Here is a 21,292-nt window from a genome sequence, read left to right as displayed (position 1 = left end):
TGACTCTATTATGTGATAATGATAATCTTTATCAGTAAGAAGTAGTTTTGCAGTTTTTCTACCACATCGAGGTGTATAAATCTGAAAATATTAGAAAAAATCGAAACTTTCATTGTTCTCGCTGATTGCAGTTCTTTTACGGAAACAGCCAAACGTCTGTATTGCTCCCAGCCAACGATCAGCAACCATATCCAGCAGTTGGAGGAAATGTTCAAAACGACATTGTTCCACCGATCAGGTAAAACTGTACAGCTGACCAAGCAAGGCGAGATTTTACTTAATTATGCGAAGCTCATGACCGAGCTGGTTGATGAAGCATCGATCAAGATCAAAAATGTTTCCCAACAGGAATTGATTCTGTCTGTTTATGTAAGCAATTATATTGCCGGGTATTTTTTTACGGACATTTTGAAGCATTTTCATGTTGCTTTTCCAAAGCAATTACTTGAAGTCTATACACATTGCTATGAGGATTTGGTACGTTGTCTTCGTGAGGGAAGAACGAACATTGCGTTCATGCCGATCTATGCAAAGGATGAATATATACATAGTCAATACGACATCTCGGTGCTTTTTGAGGATGATTTTTTGCTCATTCTTCCAGCAGGTCATCCGTGGGCCCTTAGAAAGGTTATTTACTGCAGGGATTTACAAAATCAAACGATACTGCTCCCGCAAAGCCCATACTTGCAGCAATACATTGCCGAGCAAATGGAGAAGCATCAGGTTAAGGTGCGTTTTCTACAAATGAGTAATTTTGAAATGATCAAGAGAGCTGTGAAATCTCAGTTGGGCTTAGCTTTTCTTCCCTATACGACAGTTGCGGGCGATGAGAAAAACGGTGAGCTTGAGGTCAGGACGGTAGCTTCCTTGAATCTAAAGAGGACAAATGGTTTTGTAGTGCGTAAGCAGGCCAAGCTGACCCCAGCAGAAATCGCTTTTTGCAAGGATGTGGAACGATACTTTCATGCGACACGGAGCGCTCTTTAGAGAAGAGCGTTTTTTATTGTTCCGAATTCGTTCTATAAGAATTGTTTGGTTATGAATCAGAAAATTAAATGATAGCCAACAAATGCTGATAAACAGCGTTATTATCGGGTAATGGGGTCAGTCGACCTTATGATTGATATTGATATTCATTATCATTTGGGTTACTATCGGTTTGCAGCATACAAATAATCATTATTCAGGAGGCTCATTTATGTCCACAATCTACATAAAAGACGGCAAGGAATTATTGGAAATTGGTTTCCCGGAAGTAAGAAAATACCACGGTAACATAGCGCTCATGGCGGTAGCCGTTGGATTTAGAAGCTTGCAGGCAGCTTTCAAGGAATTGTATGGCGAGGATGCGCCGCAGCGTAAAGAAATTTCAATCCTGTCGGGACATGGTGGACCTGGATTTCGCGATGCCTTCGAATTTGTGACACGGGCAGTAACTCGTGGTGCCTATACGGTTGATGTCAATTACCCGCAAGCCCAATATGACCCGCACCGTGCTCAAGGTTATGCGTACGTGATTTCCAGCACAGATGGCAAATCCGTCGAGGTGTCGCTTCGTGATGGCTTTTTACCGCTTGCCTTTTATGATTATTTGAAAAAAGGGCGTGAAGGCACAATGACGGAGCAGGATACAGAAACCTTCACCGAAATGAAGCTGTCACTTTGTAATCGTGCCCTGGAACTATCACAGGACGAACTGCTGACTGTCAAACGAATTTCATAAACCAAATCCTTGTTAAAAACACTCAGCTTATAGATAAAAAGAATTTCATAAACCATTAAATGGGGGTTATCCAGTTGATTACACGCAAGTTATCCAGACGACTACTGACATGCATGATTGGTACGGCCATTATGCTGGCAGGCTGCACGAATTCGTCGAGTACACCAGCTGCTGTTGACTCGGGCGCAGCACAACCAAGTAATGCGACAGCATCAACGGAAAAGACGGTTCAAGAATTAAAGATCGGTCTACCAGGTGATGCAGGACCGCTGAACTTCTATACCGGATCTAGTAATTATGACTATTTAACAGAGCTTGTGCTCGATAAGCTATTTGCCCCTTCTCCTTATGTAGACGACCCACAACCATGGCTGGCCGAATCGGCTAAGCAGCTTGACCCACTTACTTGGGTTGTGAAGGTTCGTTCAGGTGTTAAATGGCATGATGGCGTGCCGTTCACAGCCGAGGATGTTAAATTTACATTTGAATATTTCAGGGATGGCCCCTCTAACCGATATACGCATCATGTGAGCGAAGTACCTCGAGTGGAAAAGATCGAATTGGAAGATGCAAACACGGTACGTATGACCTGCGCGTATCCTTGCCCGACCTTGGCGAAGATCACACTTGCAGACCTGCCAATTATTCCTAAGCATATTTGGGAAAAGGTCGAGAATGCACGTAAGTTCACAGAACTACCGATTGGAACAGGACCTTACAAGCTGGTTGAGTACAAGCCCGATCAATATTATAAATTCGAAGCGAACCCGGATTTCTTTAATGGCAAGCCTTTGGTAAATACTCTGGTTATGCCGATTATTAAAGACCCGACCTCAATGTTCAATGCATTGCGTTCCGGTGAAATTGACATTGCCGCAAGAAGTGTTCCGCCAGAATTACTTGAATCGTTCAAGAAGGCACCTAATATGAAGGTTATGAAAACATCAGAGCTGTCGTTGGCCGAGATTCGTATTAACTATGAGAAAGAACCGTTTAATCAACCAGAGCTTAGACAAGCGATTTCTTTGGCTGTTGACCGTAAAACAATTACGGATACCGTATTGCTGGGTCAAGGTAAGCCAGGTCTCAAAGGCTATCCGCACCCGGATTCTCCGTGGACCAATCCGAATCTGAGCACACCTTTCGATTTAGAGAAGGCGAAGTCGGTCCTGGATAAACTCAATTATATGGATCGTGATGGTGATGGAGTAAGAGAGGGTGCTGATGGAAAACTGCTTGATTTCAAAGTCAATGTAGCTTCAACGGAACCAACATGGATTCGTTCGGCTGAATTATTGAAACAGCAGTTTGCCAAGGCGGGGATCAAGACTACGGTCGAGGTATTGGATTCGGGAACCATAGGTACCTTGTCACAATCCAAAAAATTCGATATGTACATTAGCAGCATCGGACCGCATGGCGTAGCTGATCCGGATCAATTCATTATGTCTCACCGTTCAGGGTATTTATGGACAAAGGGTCTTGCTTATCCAGAGATGGATTCCATAACAGCCAGATGGATGGCTGAAGCGGATGTAGAAAAGCGCAAAAAGATTTCCTTCGAGCTGCAGGAGCTGTTCAATCGTCAGCCGACCAGCATTGCACTGTACTATCCAGATCAAAGCTTTGCCTACCGTTCGGATAAATATGATTCTTGGGTAGAAACCCTTGGTTTCGGCATCATTCATAAATTTTCTTTCCTGCCAGAGAAAGCTCGAAAATTAGCAACGGGAGCGAAATAAGAACGGAGAGATTTCGATGACCACACAGACCTTACCAGGAAAAGCCGATAGCAGCTCCTTCTATCGCTGGTTCGGCCGGAAATTCCTGCAGTATGTTTTGGTGCTGCTGATTGCCTTGACTATTAACTTTGGCTTGCCGCGTTTGGCCCCGGGTGATCCTCTGATTTATTTTATGGGGCAAGAGGTGAATACATTGACGCCTGAGCAGCGACTGCGGATGAACCGCGAGCTCGGGCTGGATGCCTCAGTCCTGGAGCAGTATGGAAATTTCATGGCAGGTGCAGTGACAATGAAGCTGGGAAGCTCGACCAAGTTCGGCAAGCCCGTGACGACTGTACTGCGGGAACGATTACCTTGGACTTTTCTGTTAGTCGTTCCTGCCCTAATACTAAGTCCGATTATCGGGATCATATGTGGTGCTTATGCAGCGTGGAACAGGGGGAGACGCAGAGATTTGCTTCTCCTGACCAGCATGCTGGCTGTCAATGCGATGCCCGGGTTCTGGATCGGAATGATATTGATTGCCATATTCGCAGTTAATTTGGGCTGGCTGCCCTCATATGGTGCGGTGCCGTTGACCAGCGCCAATGATTTCCACTATATGGTTGAGGTTATTCGCCGGATGATCCTTCCGGTCGCAACCATAACGATAGCATCAGTCGGTACGAACTTCCTGCTGACGCGCTCTTCGATGCTTGAAACGTTAGGTCAGGATTATATCTTGATGGCTGAAGCCAAAGGAGTCAGCAAGCGAGGTGTGATTTATCGTCATGCTCTCCGCAATGCTCTGCTTCCTGTTTACACGCATATCACGATGAGCCTTGGTATTCTGGTGAGCGGAGCTGTTGTGGTGGAGACTGTATTTTCTTATCCGGGTATTGGTCGTTTGTTGTATGAAAGTGTTGTGGCACGAGATTTTCCGATGATGCAAGGAGTATTTCTATTGATAACAGTCGGAGTCATTGCAGCAAATATGCTTGCGGATTTGACTTATCCGCTCGTTGATCCACGGGCACGAACACGTAAACCGATGGAGGGCACAGCATGATGCGGACGATGGCGCAAAAGATCGGAATTGCCGGAGTCCTGCTGCTGTCCATGATGTTAGTGATGGCCATTGTCGGACCCTTTGCTGTTCCGTATGACTCCAACGAGCAGACTGCTCTACCGCTGCAAGCCCCGGATTATGCACATTGGCTGGGTGCTAACGATATGGGTCAAGACATTTTGGCAGAATTGGTGGAGGGTGCGCGTGTATCCTTATTTATCGGAATCGCATCGGCTATTATGGCTACGTTCATCGGAACCATTATTGGGCTGCTAGCGGGCTACTGGGGAGGCTGGCCAGATTCCTTATTCATGAGAATCGTGGATGTGAGTCTCACCCTACCCTTCCTCCCGCTCATGATTGTAATCGGCGTGTATCTGGGTCCAAGTATAATCACGCAGGTTATTGTTATTACTTTAGTTCTGTGGGCCAGTAAAGCGCGCGAAATTCGTTCGCAAATTCTTTCATTACGTACACGTGGTCCCGTCATGGCCGCGAAGTCGATGGGAGCAGGCGATTTCTATCTGCTTCGCCGGCATATATTGCCCGGTATCGTTCCGTTGTTGATTCCACAGTTTGTGAGAGCAGTGAATTCCGCTATTTTAATGGAATCCGCGCTAAGCTTCCTGGGTCTGGGAGATCCGCTTTCCAAAAGCTGGGGCAGTATATTGTTTTATGCGAATTCGCGTAGTGCCTTTTTGACAGATGCCTGGCTCTGGTGGATTCTTCCTCCGGGTCTATGCATCGTGATCACGGTTTTATCCTTTTCCTTTATCGGTTATTGGCTGGAGGAAAGAGTCAGCCCGCGTCTGCGCACTTATTTGTCTGCAATGACAGTCAAGCGAGTCAAGCTGCAAGCTGCCGCTGGTGTACCTTCAACTAGTGAAATGACAAGCAGAGGACAAGTTCTAGAGGTCAACAATTTGACAGTCGGTTATTTAAAAGGATCGGAGCTTGTGAATGCAATAAGCTCTGTAAGCTTTTCGGTAAACCAAGGTGAGGTCGTGGGGATTGTTGGTGAATCCGGAAGCGGGAAGACAACGGTAGCTGCTTCGATTATTCAATTGTTGAAGCCGCCTGCTGTCTTGCGTGAAGGCTCGATCCATTTGTGCGGTCAGGATTTGACCCGATTGTCTCCCATGGAGATGCAAAAGCTGCGCGGAATGAAGGTTGCACTTATCCCTCAAGCCGCTATGAACGCGCTCAATCCCGTGCTGTCGGTTCGTCAGCAATTGATCGAAGCCATTACTGCCAAGCACAAGCTGGGTAAGGTTGAACTGCAGCAGCGGGTAAACCAAATGCTGGAGCAGGTTGGATTAGCTGCCAAGTGGGGATCCGCTTATCCGCATGAGCTGAGCGGAGGCATGCGCCAAAGAGTCGTTATCGCCATGGCGCTTATTAATGAGCCCACGCTTGTTATTGCCGATGAACCTACTACAGGTTTGGATATCATGGTTCAGATTGAAATCATGAAGCTGTTGAAGGGACTGCAAAAGCGTCTAGGCTTATCGATGGTTTTTATTTCCCATGATCTTCCTGTTGTCTTGGGATTAGCTGACCGGATCGTGATTATGAAGCAGGGTGAAATTGTCGATCAGGTAGCTTCTGCCGATTTGGCGATAGCCTCAACACACCCATATACCCGCCGGTTGATGGACTCGATTCCGAGGTTGAAGATCAATGAACCGCAGCCTGCGAACATTCAACTGGTATATGAGCACTCTTGAGGATAGGAGGCAGGAATCATGGCCGTTAAGGAATTATCCGATTTATCAAAATCAAAGGAATCAGAGGATAGGGATTCCCTGCAAGCTTTATCTCGGAATCCCCATCGTCAGCAAATCATTAAACATGGAGCCATGCAGCATACAGGCTTGCTGGAGATACAAAGCCTGCACAAATCGTATCGTGATCGAAGCGCCTTCTCCCATATCGCAAATGTGTTGAACGGGATTCATTTTACGGTAGGCGAGAATGAGACAGTTGGGTTGGTTGGCTCAAGCGGCGCTGGCAAAAGCACGATCGGACGGATTATTGCCGGTTTGGAGCATGCAGACAGCGGCAGGATGCTGTACCAGGGACACGATGTGCTGGCCTTGAAGAACAAAGAACGCAGAACGGTAACGAATTCGATACAAATGATTTTTCAGGACCCCTATGAGTCCTTATCCCCACGGATGACGATTGAGCAATTGATCGTAGAACCATTAGTTATACAGAAGCTGTATAAGAATGAGCCTGAAAAACGGCGACAGCTTGTTCGCGCTGCGCTTGCCGAGGTATCATTAACGCCTCCCGAGCGATTCATGAATCGTTATCCCCATGAACTGTCTGGAGGCGAGCGGCAACGGGTGGGGCTGGCCAGAGCTTTTATATGTCAGCCTCGTTTGATCGTGGCTGATGAACCCACCTCCATGCTGGATTCTTCGCTGCGTCTTGACTTACTGCAGCTGATGAACCAGCTTCGAGAGCGCCATCAAATTTCGTACTTATTTATTACGCATGATATTGCATTAACCCATAGCTTCTGTGACCGCCTGCTTGTTTTGGATAAGGGTGAGATCGTCGAATCCGGTACACCGCAGGATGTCATTGAAAGACCACAGCATCCTTATACACAGAGGTTGATTGGAGCCTTACAGCAGCTGAACAAAATCTAGATGTGCCTATAATTTAGCGAGGAAGAGGTAATCTGCGTGGAATTGACCCAGGATTTTCTTGTATTAAACGCTTGCAGCAGCTTTGCCGAGCAAAGAGTCAAGGATTCGCGTTATCAAAATGATTTTACTTTTCAGGACGTATATGAATTGCCGTCTATTGATCTTACTCCCTACAAATGTATGATCATTAACGGGCTGATTGATCAGGAGTATTTGAACAAGGAAAAAGCCCGTATCGCTGATTTTCTGGCGCAGGGTAAAGTGATTTTATTCGGTGGGCATTTGTTTCGTCCATGGCTTCCAGGAGGCTCCTCCTTCATTCCCAAAACGATTCGCTGCTTTAATGACTACGCGATTACTTTTGCCAATCCGCATCCTATATTTGAAGGCGTTGAGCCCGATGATCTGACTTACAACAAGGGTGTAGCCGGTTTTTTTGCAAGGGGTCATCATCCATTGCCGCCTGAGGCGGAAGTACTGCTGTTTCTGGGAGGAGCGGAGCCGATTATGTATATCGACCGACTCAGCACCAAGGGCACGATCGTGGTTCATGCTGGTAGTGACCTGCTTAGCTACAGCAATCATCCGAATACAGCCGGACGTATTACTCCACAGTTGATCGACTGGATTCGCAGCGAATACAAACAGATACAAGAGAGGAATGCAGGCTAATGAGAAAAGTCGCGGCCCTGTACGGGGGAAATGCCCACCAATATCGCAGCCTGAATGAGCCCAAGTATCGTCGGTACATTCATGAAATCATTTATTTACCTGAGTTTGAACAAGCGTCTCTGGATGGGATCGATGTGCTGCTTGTTCCTTCACAGCTGCATTTGGGACTGCTGGTGAAAGCGCAGAAGAAGATCTGGGAATTTGCCGAGAGTGGGGGAACGGTCATCGCACTCGGACAACAACCGAAGGAATGGATTCCGGCACAGAATTGGGAATTCAGGCCGACCAATTTCTGGTGGTGGCTGGATAAGGAAGCGAAGAGCGGGCTGGTACTAGCAAAGCCGGAGCACGATTTATTTAAGTATATATCACTTGGAGATGCAACCTGGCATTATCACGGCGTGTTCTGGCCGCCTAAAGGCTCGGAAGTGTTAATATCAACCGAGGATCATGGAGCTATTCTATACGTGGACAAGGTGAGCACAGCTGGCACGTGGATCGTAACCACCTTGGACCCTGAATACCATTATGGATCCTATTTTATGCCAGCTACCGAAAGATTTCTGGATGGCTTTATGCCTTGGATTGCGGTAGGCACTTTCTAATGATTCGCATCGACAATCTGACCAAACAATATGGCAATCGCACCATTTTGGATGATGTGAATCTGCATATCCGGGAAGGAGAGTTTGTATTCCTGCAGGGACGATCGGGCTCCGGTAAAAGCACGTTGCTCAAGCTGCTGTACCGGGATATCGGAGATTACAGCGGACAGATCCTTGTGGGAGGAACTCCGATTGAGCAGATGCCCAAATATGTACTACGGCGCAAGATCGGCGTTATTTTCCAATCGTTTGAGCTGCTTGAGAGAAAGACGGTATTCGAGAATGTGGTGCTAGCAGGTGAAGTGCAGGGTAAGGCAAGCAAGCTGATTGAACCCGAGGCCATGCGTTTACTGGAGAGGGTGGGCTTGAAAGGAATGGAGCAGCTATTCCCAGAGCAGCTTTCTGGTGGCGAGCAGCAGCGGGTGGCGATTGTCAGAGCGCTGCTTAACCGGCCCAGCCTCTTGCTGGCGGATGAACCGACCGGGAATCTGGATTCAGAAACCGCGGAGCAGATGCTGAAGCTGTTAAAGGAGCTGCATGAAGAGGAAGGAATTTCGATGCTGGTCGTTACGCACTCGGAGCACCTGATTACGCAGTTTCCATCGAGAACCTTGAAGATGGACAATGGAAAGGTAAGGGAGTATGCACGTACTTAACATGTATATGCGAGATGCGCGAGAAGGTATACAGCGCAATGCAGGAGCTGCAGCTACGGCTGCGGCTCTGATCTTTGCCGCGATGCTCATATTGGGTGGCTTGCTGCTCGTTCGTATAGGCATAACTGACATTATGTCTTATGTGCAAGCTCAGGTGAACATCAAGGTCTATGTGGATCCTGCTATCGATACGCGGGAAGTTGCACGTATTCTGGAAAGCAAAAGCTTTGTAAAATCAGTAGATATCGAAAAGAAGGAGCAGCTACTGGAGCGGCTCCGTGTTTTTTTTCAAGGTAAGGAATATTTGCTAAATGCTTTTAAGGATAGTGCCATACCGGATGCGGTTACGATCAAAATTAGCGATAACAACAGTATCGAGCAGATCGTCAAAGAGCTGCGCACAATGAAGGGAATAGCTGAGGTGGTCTATCCCCAGCAGCTGGCGGAAACTGTTGTGAAATGGTCAGAACAAGGGAAGCGTTACGGGGTGATCCTGCTTACTGTATGTACGGCGATTGCATTCGTAACCGTATATATGGCGATTAATTTAGCGCTTTACCAGCGACAGAAGGAAATTCGCGTCAAGCTGCTGCTGGGAGCCAAACCAGCACATGTCAGAGGTCAGTTTTTGCTAGAGGGCGGTTTGATCGGTCTAATCGGGAGTCTGCTTGCTTCAGCAACCATTTATATGGGGTATGCGTACATGCTGTTTCCAATCGAACGTTACTATCCGTATATTTTTCATTTTCCAGTTTCCCAGGTATATAGCTTGATGGCTGTTCTCCTGGCAGTAGGCACCTTGGTTGGTTTGGCGGCTAGCTATGTATCTACGATGAAGCTGATCAAGGATGCTTAGGGAGGTTGGACAATCGTGAAAGGAACGGGAAGTCGATCCATGCTCGGGTTATTACTTGGAAGTATGCTCATACTCACAACGAGCGTAACCGTATATGCTCATTTGACCGGGGCTTTTGCCGATTTTCTGGTTACCGTACAAGATGAACAAACGACGGAGAAATTGAAAACAGAAATTCGTTCTACCAAGGCTGAGATCGAGTCGTTAGTGCCTCGTGTCAACAAGCTGGAAAATGATTACAAAGACAAACAGCAGCTCGCGGTTTCCCAACTGCAATTTTACAATGAAGTGGGTCTGGACACCTGGATGAATTTACTGCTGCAGTCAGAAAGTCTTGTTGATGCGATGGGAAGCCATTGGCTGTTTGAAAATCACCTTCAAGCCTATATGAAGCAGTTGGATTTGCTCTACAAGGATTATATGCAGCTCCAATCGACCAAGGTGGCACTTGAGGGTCATCAGCGGCTGTTAACTATAATCGAAGATAACATGCAGATGCGTAATCTGTTCTTGTCACAAAATGCACAGCTGCCCATTGATCAGGTAGCTAATTATTTGGATATCGACTGGCAATCCGAGGTAGAAAAGCATCTGATTCAGGCACTGAAGCACGATACGGAGCTAACGGAGCAGCAGGTACAAACCTGGGCGACAGCAGCTGCCGAGAATGCCAGTTATAGATTGAATGAGAGCTGGTTAAATGCACAGAGCGATGTAGAGTATTTTTTTCGTTCCGATCATGTGTATGTGGTGTATAAAAAAAAGGATATTCACGTCATACTCATCGGTCAGGTGTTGAGTGGAGGCAATGGTTACGCGCAATTACAATTTGAAGCCGGTTTTTTTAACGGTTTTTTAATGCCGGATACTTTAATGATAGAGCTATCTGGATTTCGTATTCGTCATGATCTATTGGAGCAGTTACCCGGAATGAAGGGGCCAGTGGATTTGCGGCAGTCCGGCGGAGCTCTTATCGTAACAAGTGAAGCTCGATGATGCATATTACTGATATATTCATTGATGTATATAATTAGCGCTGCTAATGATTGAATTATGATTTTAAGGAGGTAGCTTTTATGTACCGTATGCTGCTGATGATGATTACCATGTTGATGATCCTGCTTCCATCAGCTGCTTCTGCACATGTGGTTAATGATCAAACCATTTACGAGGACATTCAGTACTCTGCTGTGAAGGAGCAGATTGTTATATTGAGTGGATTGGGTGTTATTCCTTATGAGCACGGAGCATCGCTATTCAAACCGGGTGATAAGTTGACGCGCAAGGAGCTCGCCCTGTGGGCTGGAGCCTTCCTGCAAATAAAACCGGCGAATACGCCAACCGATGAGATTGTTAAAGCGGCATTGGATAAGGGAATTGTAACATCTGTGCAAGGAAACGCGACCTATAAAGAGGTCGATCAGGCTTTTTTTCAAGGGCAAGCCAAGATAGGTCGAACTGACGAAGAACTGACTCGGGAAGCTTTGGTCGTGGTGATGAAGCCGTACCTGGAGCAAAAGGTTAACGGTCATACGCTGTACGAGATGGCAGGTTTTACTCCAGGACCTTCTGGGAAAGTAGAAGACGTGACAACAAAGGATATGAAGGATAAAAACGGTAAAACGGTCAAAGCATCCATCCTGCTGATAAACGGCAAGTCCTTTGTATTGGGAGCTCATCCCAAAATCATTCAGGCCTCGGTAGATCCAACCGTTTGGAAAGGCAAAAACATCATTTCCTCATGGTCGACCAAAGAGGATGGTACTACGGAGCAGCTACAGCTGGTCACGTTCGAGCAACAGTCTGCCAACCAGGCGGCTAAGGGGGATGACAGTCAGCCATCAACACACAACCATGCTGGACACAGCAGTGAATCGGATACAGCCCAAACGGCCGTATCGCCAGGGTTTCCCTACTTTCCAGCAGCCATTGGGGCGCTGATCGTGCTGCTTGCAGTATGGCTATTTGCTAAGAGAAAACGGTATAGCTAAAGCATGTTCATACTATGAGGCCCACTGCGATAAACGGATGCGCAGCGGGCTTTTTTCTCACGAATTCACACTGGACTCAGTGTCTTTGCGGTAGCTGGCTAAAGCTTGATTAAACCGGGAAAAATCCTTTGATAACAATCGTAATTTATTTTTAATAGTGGTCTGTTTCTCAGGACTTTTCCAATAAAACAACTCGTCCAGGCAATTATCGATTTGTTCCCTCAAGTCAAGAATATAACGTTTTTGCGGATGCAGCAGGGACAAGGCATTTAAATCCTCCGCAAGCTCGTGACTCAGAAATTGAAGGTTTCGTTTGGGCAAGGCTTTGGATATAGGGAATATATCGGGTGTGTTATCCATTCGATAATTACGACCAGGGACCTGTCTCCAAAATTCAGTCCATTCCTGATAAAGCCCCGTTTCATAAAGCAAGAACCCAAGAAATCCGCATAACCATGCCGTGCAGCTTGTATTTCTAAGGGTACAGCCCCTTCCATCAGCCAGATGAACACACCCGCTGCAGCATGAGCCTCCATTCATGATACATACCTTGCATATCTGTTCGGTTCCAACCCTTTGTAAAAAATCAAGGCCTTGATCAATAACAATCTGTCTAGTGGTCATATGATTAATTCCTCATTTGTATTTAGTATACCTGCTCAATATGTTATCTAGTTAATACTAAATATCTTGTTATTTGAATATAAGGATTTTGCATAAAAAAAGCAAGTTATTGTTCCTGCAGAAAAAATGTCGATTAGAGTGGAGGAAAGTTGTACAGGAATCGTTTTATGATATGATAATATTTATATATTTGAATCTATGAGGAGAAATCACTATGAATCTTGAGCTCCAGCAATTTAAGGCTGATTTTTACAAAGCGTTGGCCCATCCCATGAGAATTCGCATCCTTGAAGTTCTTTGCGAGGGTGATAAGAATGTCAATGAGATACAAGCCATTATTGGCAGTGAAGGCTCAGCGGTTTCGCAGCAGCTTTCGGTATTAAGAAATAAAAATGTTGTCTATGGCAGTAAAGAGGGGACAACGGTGGTATACAGCTTACGTGATCCCTTGGTGAAAGACTTGCTGCAGGTTACCAAACAAATATTTGATAACCATCTGGTGGGCACCATCTCTCTTCTGGAAAGCATGCGTGCTTCAGAACAATAGGCTCTTTACACAGGTGTAAGGTTCTTCAGATTGAGGTATTGATTTTTTTGTTTATTAGTCTTATTATTGCTATATATTCAAATAATCAAATATATGAGAAGAAGGGTTGTTATGAAGGGGTATGGGAGATTTGAAGGCTATAATTATCAAATGCTGCGTCGAGACCTCATATCAGGATTAATAGTCGCCGTTGTTGCCATCCCTCTTGGGATGGCTTTTGCTATTGCCTCCGGGGTAAAGCCGCAGTTTGGCATTTACACGACAATTGTGGCGGGTATTCTTATCTCACTGCTCGGTGGTTCCAAATTCCAGATTGGTGGTCCCACAGGCGCGTTTATTCCGATTTTATTTGCTATTGTGATGCAGTATGGGTATGAAGATTTACTGATAGCCGGTATGATGGGAGGCATCCTTCTGGTCTTGATGGGGATATTGAAGCTTGGGGTGCTAATCAAGTACATTCCGCGACCCGTCACGATCGGATTTACCTCGGGTATCGCCGTTATTATCTTTTCGGGTCAGATCAGTAATTTTCTGGGGCTGACAAACTTAGAACGTCATGAGGCTTTTGTTTCGAATATGAAGGAAATTGTGCTGCATGTATCTACGGCGAATGTGTGGACTATGATAACAGCCCTTATCAGCTTAGGGGTTATTCTTGTTATGCCCAAATTGAGTGCCAGAATACCGGGTTCATTAGTGGGGTTAATTGTTTCGGCTATCGTAGCGGCCTTATTATTCAGAGGTGAAGTGGCAACAATCGGATCAACCTATGGGAACATTCCGAGCACACTGCCTAGCCTGCAGTTACCTCAGCTATCCATCGATAAAATCATCGGGCTGCTCCCGTCGGCTTTTGTCATTGCGATGCTTGGCGGGATTGAATCCTTGTTGTCCGCTGTTGTCGCAGATGGAATGACAGGCAGCCGACACAACAGCAACAAGGAGCTGATTGGTCAAGGAATCGCGAATATGGTGACTCCTTTATTTGGGGGGATACCGGCTACAGGCGCGATTGCGCGCACAGCAACGAATATTAAAAATGGTGCCGCATCGCCTATGTCCGGTGTTGTTCATGGCATTGTCGTATTATTGATCCTGATCTTATTTGCTCCGTTGGCCTCGGCCATCCCTCTAGCAAGTATGGCACCGATCCTGATGGTCGTGGCCTGGAATATGAGTGAACGTAAACATTTTGCAGAAATACTCAAAACCAAAACCAGTGACTCTGTTGTGCTCGTCATCACGTTCCTGCTTACAGTATTTACAGACTTAACAACGGCAGTTGAAATTGGATTAATTATGGCAGTGCTTCTGTTTGTCAAAAGGATGAGCGATACGCTGGGAGTAGCGAAGGTGCTTCCAGATCCGTCACTGAAGCATGAAAAAGTAAAATCCTATATGGTGAGTGAAGGTCATGATTGCCCACAGCTGAGTATATATTCGATTGACGGCCCTTTATTTTTTGGTGTAGCGAGCACGTTTGAGCATTCGATCATGGATTCCCTCCAAGAACATCACCGAATGCTGCTGCTTCGTATGGCAAGGGTACCCTTCATGGACTCGACTGGAGAGGCGAACCTGGCCCATATTGTGAAGCATGTTACCCATGCAGGCGGGATCGTACTCATTTCTGGTATTCAACATCAACCAAGAGCTTTCATGAAAAAGACGGGTCTTGATGTGGAAATTGGGCATGACCATTTCTTCGAGCATACGGGGGAAGCAATCAATTATGCTCTGAAAAAGCTCGATTACAACAAGTGCGTGGGCTGCCAACATTTTGCATTTCGGGAATGTACGGCGTTATCAAGTCCTGCCCAAAAGGCTGAATAAGAATCACATGTGTGTTGTCATCGTAACAGATTTTTATTAAATACAAGCAAGCTTCATCATAAGTTAATGTTATTCTTAGATCTAATTTTCGTTCAAGCGAAGATTAGGTCTATTTACTATTTCCACCTGAGGTTTGGAATGGAATTCCGCTGAACGGGGCTATTGGCCGCCTTGACTATAGACATATCAAGAAAAGTCCAAGTTTTTCAAAAATGTACTAATGCATAAAAAGCTTTTTTACAAAAAAGTCCAATTGATGGTTATCTGCCGCCTCTGTTAAGCTTGAACTACAATTTAATAACCATCATTTACCATTAATATCAATTTTATGGGGGTGTGAACATGCAGAGTGAATTGAATCATAGGGGGACCGATCATGGTATCAAGCATCATATACATACACCCGATCATCCGATATTCATTAGGCTGTTGGAAGCCGTATATTGGATCTATTTCATTGTATTGTACCCCATCTATTATGTATGGAATAAACGTGATTTTACTAAAAGCAAGCTGAAAAATCCGTTCTATGTCAGCAAGCTTGTACGATTGATCGAAAAGCATCCACGTTTGTACGAATGGTCGATGTTTGTGTTGAACTTTCCCAAACCTACCTCGGTGTATGGTTTCTTACCACCGCTTAAGGGAAGTGTTCTGCAGGTTGGCTGCGGGACCGGACTTCTAAACAAGCATGTAGGCAAGCAGCAATCAAAGCAAATCGTCAATTTGGACATTAACCCGCATTATCTGGAATATGGCGTCCGCAAGGGTAGGTATGATTCTTACCTGCTTAGTGGGATTTATGAGGTTCCCATGGACGATAAAAGCTTTGATGTGATTATATTTGCCCGCTGCTTTCATCATATTCGTCATCATAAAAAGGCTTTTGCCGAGTGTGCCCGACTGCTGCGGGATCATGGTGAGATCTGGGTCGTTGATCCGGTTATTTTGGAAGAAGCCGAATCCGGCAAGTCGATGACCGAAGGTTATATGGTGAATTCATCGATTGATGGAGTCATATGGCGTTTCACGAAAGCCGCTTTGATCAAGCATATTATTAAAGCCTTGCCCACCCAGCTTAAGCTGATATCTGTTACGGACGCCAGACAGCTGCACATGACGAACTATAACCGGAAGTATGCCCAAACAGACATTCTGGCCGTTATTGTCAAAACCAGTGATTCGGCCATTATTCATAAATCAAACAAATGAGGAGTGAAGTTCATGCTTCAGGAAAAAATTATCGGGATTATCAGTGAAATCAAAAATGAGCCGGAGCTGCTTCAAAATCTGCAGGGAAGCTCGGATGTGCTGAATGATGGAGGACTGGATTCACTGCAGCTGATTAATTTCATATTGCGGGTGGAGGATGAATTCAATATTGAAATTGATTTTGATGAATTTGATATGGTCCATTTGAATTCGATTGACACGTTCTGCTATTTTATTGAATCCCAAAGCGCATGACAGGGGCAGAACGCGTACCCCGTATTCACTGTGGAACCTTCGATGCCGAGACCTGCTGGCGTGATGAAAGATTAACCAGACTACCGTCCATCCCTGATCTACAGACACGTAACCTGGTGAACGCCATGGATGAGCTCTTGTTTGTATTTTGCCGGGATCAGGATGTGCTGTTGACCCGCTATGCGATGGATGAAGCGCACCGTCATTATTTACAAGAAATCGGCTTCCATTTTACCTGCAATAAAGTGGATCTGGACATATCCGATCATGCAGCATCCAATGAAATGAATATATTCGAACGGTTGAAGGCGACATTGCCATATCTTCTGTTCAATCCACAACTGCCGAAGAATGCTGAATTGGAGCCCTTTGCGATATTGAAAGGCATGGATGTATTGGCTGAACAGCAGGGCTGGACGGTTCATGCGCCCTCGCTTGAAATTGTGAAGCATGTGAATTCAAAAGCTTATTCAACAGAGCTGAAAGACAAGCTCGGTATTTGGAACGTGAGCCAATTTGTAAGGAGCCATGTTGAGCTGGACCGTATTGGCAAAAAACTGCTGGATGCAGGTGTGTTCCTGATTAAAGACACCTTTGGTGTATCCGGTAAAGGGAATCTCCTGATTTCTACAGAAAGCATGCTGAACCGGGTGAGTGCCTACATTTCCAAGCAGGAAAAGACCGATAAGGAAACCCTGTTTATTGTAGAGCCGCTGCTGAATAAGGAAGTGGACTTCTCGTGCCAATTTGAAATCCTGCCGGATGGTGGATTTCATTTGATTTCGGTGCAGCAGGTGCTGAATGCCGATTTTGCCTATCAAGGCTCGATAACAGCAGCTCCTCCGTTGTTGCGGCAGCTGGAGCGGGACGGTTATTGGGTGCTGATGCAGGACGTTGCCGTCCAACTGTACAAGAGCGGCTACTTTGGACATGTCTGCGTCGATTCGATGGTTCTTCAGGGTGGCAGCATAGTTCCGCTAGTTGAAATCAATGCGAGAAAATCGATGAGTCTTATCAAGCATCAGCTTGATAACTATCTGGGTGCGCATTCGCTTGAAGGTTATTTGACCTATGTATCGATGGTGGGTTCGAACCCGATTTCTTTTGGAGATGTGCTGCATGCAATGGAGTACGAGGGGCTATTGTACAAAGACGGACGCCGTCATGGCATCATTCCGTTAAGTGCGAATACTTTTAAGGTGAATCAACAACAAGCTGGACGTTATAAGGCGCGCATGTATGTATCGATTGTGGCGAGTGATTTGGCGGAAGGGGAGCAACTAGTCAGTAGGCTGCGTTCACTGCTGTCATCGCTAGCCATCACAGTATCCAGTTAGGGGATGAGGTTGTGAAGCAAACGCTCGTAACCATTCTTTGCTCCGGTTTTGGTCTCGGATTTTATAACCCGGGATTAATCGTCAGCTATCAATTAAGGCAGAAGCAGATCGCAACGGAGGTATTGGTTTTTGAAAGCTTTGTACAGCAGGATAAGCAGGATAAAATACTGGACAGCAAAAAGGCCTACCATGATAACTTCGCATTAGCGTTGGTGGCAACCAAGATTCCGAAGGATATTCGCGACAGTATCGATTTTGAGCAGGTTGATCAACTATTGGAAGCATGGGCTAAGGAGGGGAGGCGTGATTTTATTGCATTATCCGGACATTGGGTCTACATTCTGGACCTGTACCGGGCCAAGCTGAAGGAGGGAAGTAAGGACGATAGTAAGCACGTTTTGCAAGTCGATTTGCTCTATGTGGATTCTGATTTATCTCCATCGTGGAAAGGCTTGAAGAAGTTTAACCCGCTATATAATGAGCCCTACAATGACGTATGGCTCTATCAGGCATCGAGTAGCATCATCGCCTGCTTCATTCCTGTGGGAGAAGACGCTGTCATCCCATTAAGTGACCGTCATCACCGGTATGTGATTCACGGGGGCGGCTGGGGAATGGGAACGTATCAGGGTAAGATTCCCGAGCTTCAGGAGCTTGGATTCAAGCTCGATATTGTTGCTTATGAGTGGGAGGAGACGTTGGATCCGAGGTCGGGTGACCGTTACTTCATGAATGCCCCTTCGTGGACAGCTTGGCGTAAGGGCCCCAAAGGAGAACACGATCTTCCGTTATTCGCCGAGATTAAGCCGATGGAAGAGCCCAAGTATACGAATCTGGAATCTCATCATGGTCTATATGACGTTATCCGCCAAGCCAAAGCGATCATAAGTAAGCCAGGGGCAGGGACTCTGATGGACTCTCTAGCTTCGGCAACTCCCGTTATAATGCTGGAGCCGTTTGGTTCCCATGAGAAGCGCAATGCCGAGCTGTGGGCGCTTAAAGGCTTCGGTGTCTCGTATGAGGATTGGAAGCAAAGCGGCTTCTCCGAGGAGATTTTGCATGAGCTTCACCATAATCTAATTCAGCAAAGATCGATTACACCGAGCTATACGGAGGTGCTTATTCAAGCTCACCACTTACAAGAACAAGGGAGGATCGTTCATGCTGATTAAAACCGAAACGATACAGCAGCAGCCGGGTCTGGATCGCGGTATTCCCAAATGGGTGTTCCTGCAGCTTCTCGAGTCCTGCAACCTGAGATGCAAAATGTGCTTTGAGTGGGGAGATAATGGCGCTTATAAAGAAAAACCGGAATTGAAGAAGCTGGATCTGGCCGTAGTCAAAAAAATTATTGAGGATTGCAGTCCGGCAAGGCCCTATTATGAGCTGTACGGCGGCGAGCCATTAATTTACCCATGGATCGACGAAGTTTTGGAATCGATTAAGTATCATCATAGCAGCGTTCATTTTCCGACGAATGGTACCCTGCTGGAGCGTCACGCGGAAATGCTGGTTGAGTATGCACCTGAACGGATATGGGTCTCACTCGATGGTCCTGAGGAAATTAATGATGCACAGCGGGGAGAGGGCGTTTTCCAGAAAGCGATGAAGGGTATCCGTAAGCTGTACGAGGTGCGTGAAAGCAAAGGCTCGATCTATCCAAAAATCGGGATCAGCACAGCGGTAACACCGATTAATCATCAGCATTTGGAACGTTTTTATTTCGAAAGCCTTGATATGTCCATGATTGACTGTATCAGTGTAGAGCTTCAGCAGTACGTCACACAAGAGCGCTACGAGCATTACGCCACGGTGCTTAAAGAGCAGTTCGACGTCCCTTCAGCACCTATTGCCAGAGGCTTTATCAGCAGTCCTGCGCACTTCAGCAGCATTGATGCCAAGGATTTGGCCAGACAGCTCAAGCTGATCGAGAAGTTTTGCAAGGACAGCGGCCGTTATTTCAATGCTTATCCCAAGGTCATAAGCGAAGACAATATTCGCCATTATTTTAATGCCAAATGGGAGCAGGTCACCAATATGAAAAAACGCTGCGTGTTTCCCTGGATCAGCACGGAGATTAATGCCAGAGGCGGCGTAACCTCCTGCCATAATTTTTATGATCTGACGCTCGGCAACGTTAATGAACAAGGTTTATTGGACATTTGGAATGGTCCGAAATATAAAGAATACCGCGAATATTTGAAAAAGCAGCTTTTTTCCATATGCCCCGGCTGCTGTCTGTATTACAACGAAAAACCGAGCCATTAATTCAATATCTGGAGGGATGGACGATGCAGCCAAAAACGAGAACGAAGATGGATCAAAAATCTTTTGAAATTCTCAAACGCACGATCCGTAATATCGCAGTTCCAATCCGTGAGAAGGCTCATAATCCCAAATACAAAACAGTGCTGCCTGAGTTTGTGGCGATCAAGCTGACCAATCGATGTAATTTACGCTGCAAGCATTGCTATCAATGGAACGAATCAGGCTATCATCACCATATGGATACCGCAGAGCAGAACCTGGATATCGATATCAAAATCATCAAGCAGCTGCTCGATGATACCAAGGCATTACAATCGAGACTGTATTTGTGGGGCGGTGAACCCATGTTCCATCATCGCTTTGCCGAAATCCTCGATCTACTGAAAGAAGATTCACGAGAAACAACGATTTGTACCAACGGACTGCTGACCGAGAAATTTATCGATTCGATCAATGAGATATCCGAGAATTTGGAGCTGCTCATAGCATTGGAGGGCTTTGAAGCTGATCATGATTTGATCCGTGGCAAGGGCTCGTTCAAGAAAACGATGGAAACGATAGATTTGCTGCTGGAGATGCGGGAAAAGGGGTTATTCAAAGGGCGAATTTCCGTTCATAGTGTTATTAATAACGCTAATATTTATTATTTGTATGATCTGATGGAAAGCTTTGAAGCCAAAGGGATTGACCTCGTGCTGCTAACTTTCCCGTGGTATATCTCGAATGAAACCTCGGTGAAAATGGACGATTATTTCAGCGATCACTTTGACTGGCTTCGTCCTCTGGATGAGCATCAGCGCAACAGCTGGCACGCATTCAAGTATAAAATCGACACCAAGCATCTGGACCCCTTGATGGAGCAGCTGAACAAAATGAATGAACGTGTGTGGGAAACACGGTTACGTTATCAGCCAGGATTGGAATTCGATGAAATCAAAGCTTTCGTCACTGGGGACGAGATGACAAGCCGCTGTGCAACAGATTGTCTGGCGCTGGCTACGAGAATTGATGTAACACCGAACGGCAACATCTCGGCCTGCAAGTTTTTCTCCGAGTTTTCCGTAGGCAATTTGCATGAACAAAGCTTGACGGAAATATGGAATTCGGAGGCTTACGACAAAATACGTGAAACGATCAATAGCGGAGGGCTGACACCAGCCTGCTCCAAGTGCAATGTACTGTATTTACATGGAGTCTCCTCGTTAAAGCATATTTAATTTATGTGGATAATAATTAATGATATTAATCTAAAAATCT

At 45.9% G+C, this 21,292-nt stretch carries 21 protein-coding genes; 20 read left to right on the top strand and 1 reads right to left on the bottom strand.

The genetic code is table 11. From position 1 onward, the window contains the following. The first annotated feature begins 75 nt into the window (after positions 1-75). From OB236_RS37265 to OB236_RS37210, 12 genes are all read left to right on the top strand, one after another. Positions 76-990 (top strand): LysR family transcriptional regulator, encoded by a 915-nt coding sequence (locus OB236_RS37265; RefSeq protein WP_317259427.1) that lies wholly within the window; start codon positions 76-78, stop codon positions 988-990. A 211-nt stretch (positions 991-1,201) separates the two neighbouring features. Then, entirely contained in the window at positions 1,202-1,726 is a 525-nt protein-coding gene (locus OB236_RS37260) for a hypothetical protein (RefSeq protein ID WP_262688557.1), read from the top strand. Between the two features lie 74 nt (positions 1,727-1,800). Next, positions 1,801-3,468 carry an ABC transporter substrate-binding protein gene (locus OB236_RS37255; RefSeq protein ID WP_262688556.1) on the top strand — a complete coding sequence of 556 codons (1,668 nt, stop codon included), beginning with the start codon at positions 1,801-1,803 and terminating at the stop codon, positions 3,466-3,468. 16 nt (positions 3,469-3,484) lie between these two features. Beyond that, entirely contained in the window at positions 3,485-4,516 is a 1,032-nt protein-coding gene (locus OB236_RS37250; RefSeq protein ID WP_262688555.1) for an ABC transporter permease, read from the top strand. Next, complete coding sequence (locus OB236_RS37245) at positions 4,513-6,243, top strand: dipeptide/oligopeptide/nickel ABC transporter permease/ATP-binding protein (protein WP_262688554.1); 1,731 nt, start codon at positions 4,513-4,515, stop codon at positions 6,241-6,243. The genes OB236_RS37250 and OB236_RS37245 overlap by 4 nt, the downstream gene beginning before the upstream one ends. Before the next feature lie 18 nt (positions 6,244-6,261). Continuing rightward, positions 6,262-7,176 (top strand): ABC transporter ATP-binding protein, encoded by a 915-nt coding sequence (locus tag OB236_RS37240; protein WP_262688553.1) that lies wholly within the window; start codon positions 6,262-6,264, stop codon positions 7,174-7,176. A gap of 36 nt (positions 7,177-7,212) precedes the next feature. Beyond that, positions 7,213-7,848, top strand: coding sequence for a phosphate starvation-inducible protein PhoH (locus tag OB236_RS37235; RefSeq protein WP_262688552.1), 636 nt, complete (start codon positions 7,213-7,215; stop codon positions 7,846-7,848). After that, complete coding sequence (locus OB236_RS37230) at positions 7,848-8,453, top strand: hypothetical protein (RefSeq protein ID WP_262688551.1); 606 nt, start codon at positions 7,848-7,850, stop codon at positions 8,451-8,453. Before OB236_RS37235 ends, OB236_RS37230 begins: the two co-directional genes overlap by 1 nt. Continuing rightward, positions 8,453-9,109 (top strand): cell division ATP-binding protein FtsE, encoded by a 657-nt coding sequence (locus OB236_RS37225; RefSeq protein ID WP_262688550.1) that lies wholly within the window; start codon positions 8,453-8,455, stop codon positions 9,107-9,109. Before OB236_RS37230 ends, OB236_RS37225 begins: the two co-directional genes overlap by 1 nt. Next, entirely contained in the window at positions 9,096-9,965 is an 870-nt protein-coding gene (locus OB236_RS37220; RefSeq protein WP_262688549.1) for a cell division protein FtsX, read from the top strand. The genes OB236_RS37225 and OB236_RS37220 overlap by 14 nt, the downstream gene beginning before the upstream one ends. Before the next feature lie 15 nt (positions 9,966-9,980). Then, on the top strand, positions 9,981-10,961 hold the full coding sequence (locus tag OB236_RS37215) for a hypothetical protein (protein WP_262688548.1): 981 nt from the start codon (positions 9,981-9,983) through the stop codon (positions 10,959-10,961). Positions 10,962-11,041: 80 nt separating this feature from the next. Further along, positions 11,042-11,956 carry a hypothetical protein gene (locus tag OB236_RS37210; RefSeq protein ID WP_262688547.1) on the top strand — a complete coding sequence of 305 codons (915 nt, stop codon included), beginning with the start codon at positions 11,042-11,044 and terminating at the stop codon, positions 11,954-11,956. Positions 11,957-12,013: 57 nt separating this feature from the next. Here OB236_RS37210 and OB236_RS37205 read toward each other — a convergent pair whose 3' ends face one another. Beyond that, a complete protein-coding gene (locus OB236_RS37205; RefSeq protein WP_262688546.1) occupies positions 12,014-12,580 on the bottom strand; it encodes a hypothetical protein in 567 nt (188 codons plus the stop codon). A 214-nt stretch (positions 12,581-12,794) separates the two neighbouring features. On the opposite strand from OB236_RS37205, the gene OB236_RS37200 reads away from it, so the two are divergent. The 8 genes from OB236_RS37200 (at position 12,795) to OB236_RS37165 (ending at position 21,252) form a co-directional block, all read left to right on the top strand. After that, positions 12,795-13,127 carry an ArsR/SmtB family transcription factor gene (locus OB236_RS37200; protein ID WP_076228684.1) on the top strand — a complete coding sequence of 111 codons (333 nt, stop codon included), beginning with the start codon at positions 12,795-12,797 and terminating at the stop codon, positions 13,125-13,127. 111 nt (positions 13,128-13,238) lie between these two features. Beyond that, positions 13,239-14,963 (top strand): SulP family inorganic anion transporter, encoded by a 1,725-nt coding sequence (locus OB236_RS37195; protein WP_262688545.1) that lies wholly within the window; start codon positions 13,239-13,241, stop codon positions 14,961-14,963. A 342-nt stretch (positions 14,964-15,305) separates the two neighbouring features. Then, the gene (locus tag OB236_RS37190) at positions 15,306-16,175 is read left to right on the top strand and encodes a class I SAM-dependent methyltransferase (protein ID WP_262688544.1); all 870 of its coding nucleotides are present in this window, start codon (positions 15,306-15,308) and stop codon (positions 16,173-16,175) included. Positions 16,176-16,187: 12 nt separating this feature from the next. Then, positions 16,188-16,430 (top strand): acyl carrier protein, encoded by a 243-nt coding sequence (locus OB236_RS37185; RefSeq protein ID WP_076228687.1) that lies wholly within the window; start codon positions 16,188-16,190, stop codon positions 16,428-16,430. Then, positions 16,427-17,767 (top strand): hypothetical protein, encoded by a 1,341-nt coding sequence (locus OB236_RS37180; protein ID WP_262688543.1) that lies wholly within the window; start codon positions 16,427-16,429, stop codon positions 17,765-17,767. Before OB236_RS37185 ends, OB236_RS37180 begins: the two co-directional genes overlap by 4 nt. Before the next feature lie 11 nt (positions 17,768-17,778). Further along, the gene (locus tag OB236_RS37175; RefSeq protein WP_262688542.1) at positions 17,779-18,939 is read left to right on the top strand and encodes a glycosyltransferase; all 1,161 of its coding nucleotides are present in this window, start codon (positions 17,779-17,781) and stop codon (positions 18,937-18,939) included. After that, positions 18,929-20,035: a radical SAM protein gene (locus tag OB236_RS37170; RefSeq protein WP_262688541.1), complete on the top strand. Its 1,107-nt coding sequence runs from the start codon at positions 18,929-18,931 to the stop codon at positions 20,033-20,035. Before OB236_RS37175 ends, OB236_RS37170 begins: the two co-directional genes overlap by 11 nt. A 23-nt stretch (positions 20,036-20,058) precedes the next feature. Next, the gene (locus OB236_RS37165) at positions 20,059-21,252 is read left to right on the top strand and encodes a radical SAM/SPASM domain-containing protein (protein WP_262688540.1); all 1,194 of its coding nucleotides are present in this window, start codon (positions 20,059-20,061) and stop codon (positions 21,250-21,252) included. The last annotated feature ends 40 nt before the right edge of the window (positions 21,253-21,292 follow it).

Source organism: Paenibacillus baimaensis, from assembly GCF_025567575.1.
This window is presented reverse-complemented; position numbering and strand designations above follow the sequence as displayed.

Bases quoted from the DNA above. Each gene is read 5' to 3' on its own strand.
- OB236_RS37260 (WP_262688557.1), top strand. From the start codon at position 1,202: ATGTCCACAATCTACATAAAAGACGGCAAGGAATTATTGGAAATTGGT.
- OB236_RS37250 (WP_262688555.1), top strand. From the start codon at position 3,485: ATGACCACACAGACCTTACCAGGAAAAGCCGATAGCAGCTCCTTCTAT.
- OB236_RS37245 (WP_262688554.1), top strand. From the start codon at position 4,513: ATGATGCGGACGATGGCGCAAAAGATCGGAATTGCCGGAGTCCTGCTG.
- OB236_RS37240 (WP_262688553.1), top strand. From the start codon at position 6,262: ATGGCCGTTAAGGAATTATCCGATTTATCAAAATCAAAGGAATCAGAG.
- OB236_RS37230 (WP_262688551.1), top strand. From the start codon at position 7,848: ATGAGAAAAGTCGCGGCCCTGTACGGGGGAAATGCCCACCAATATCGC.
- OB236_RS37225 (WP_262688550.1), top strand. From the start codon at position 8,453: ATGATTCGCATCGACAATCTGACCAAACAATATGGCAATCGCACCATT.
- OB236_RS37220 (WP_262688549.1), top strand. From the start codon at position 9,096: ATGCACGTACTTAACATGTATATGCGAGATGCGCGAGAAGGTATACAG.
- OB236_RS37210 (WP_262688547.1), top strand. From the start codon at position 11,042: ATGTACCGTATGCTGCTGATGATGATTACCATGTTGATGATCCTGCTT.
- OB236_RS37205 (WP_262688546.1), bottom strand. From the start codon at position 12,580: ATGACCACTAGACAGATTGTTATTGATCAAGGCCTTGATTTTTTACAA.
- OB236_RS37200 (WP_076228684.1), top strand. From the start codon at position 12,795: ATGAATCTTGAGCTCCAGCAATTTAAGGCTGATTTTTACAAAGCGTTG.
- OB236_RS37195 (WP_262688545.1), top strand. From the start codon at position 13,239: ATGAAGGGGTATGGGAGATTTGAAGGCTATAATTATCAAATGCTGCGT.
- OB236_RS37190 (WP_262688544.1), top strand. From the start codon at position 15,306: ATGCAGAGTGAATTGAATCATAGGGGGACCGATCATGGTATCAAGCAT.
- OB236_RS37185 (WP_076228687.1), top strand. From the start codon at position 16,188: ATGCTTCAGGAAAAAATTATCGGGATTATCAGTGAAATCAAAAATGAG.
- OB236_RS37180 (WP_262688543.1), top strand. From the start codon at position 16,427: ATGACAGGGGCAGAACGCGTACCCCGTATTCACTGTGGAACCTTCGAT.
- OB236_RS37170 (WP_262688541.1), top strand. From the start codon at position 18,929: ATGCTGATTAAAACCGAAACGATACAGCAGCAGCCGGGTCTGGATCGC.
- OB236_RS37165 (WP_262688540.1), top strand. From the start codon at position 20,059: ATGCAGCCAAAAACGAGAACGAAGATGGATCAAAAATCTTTTGAAATT.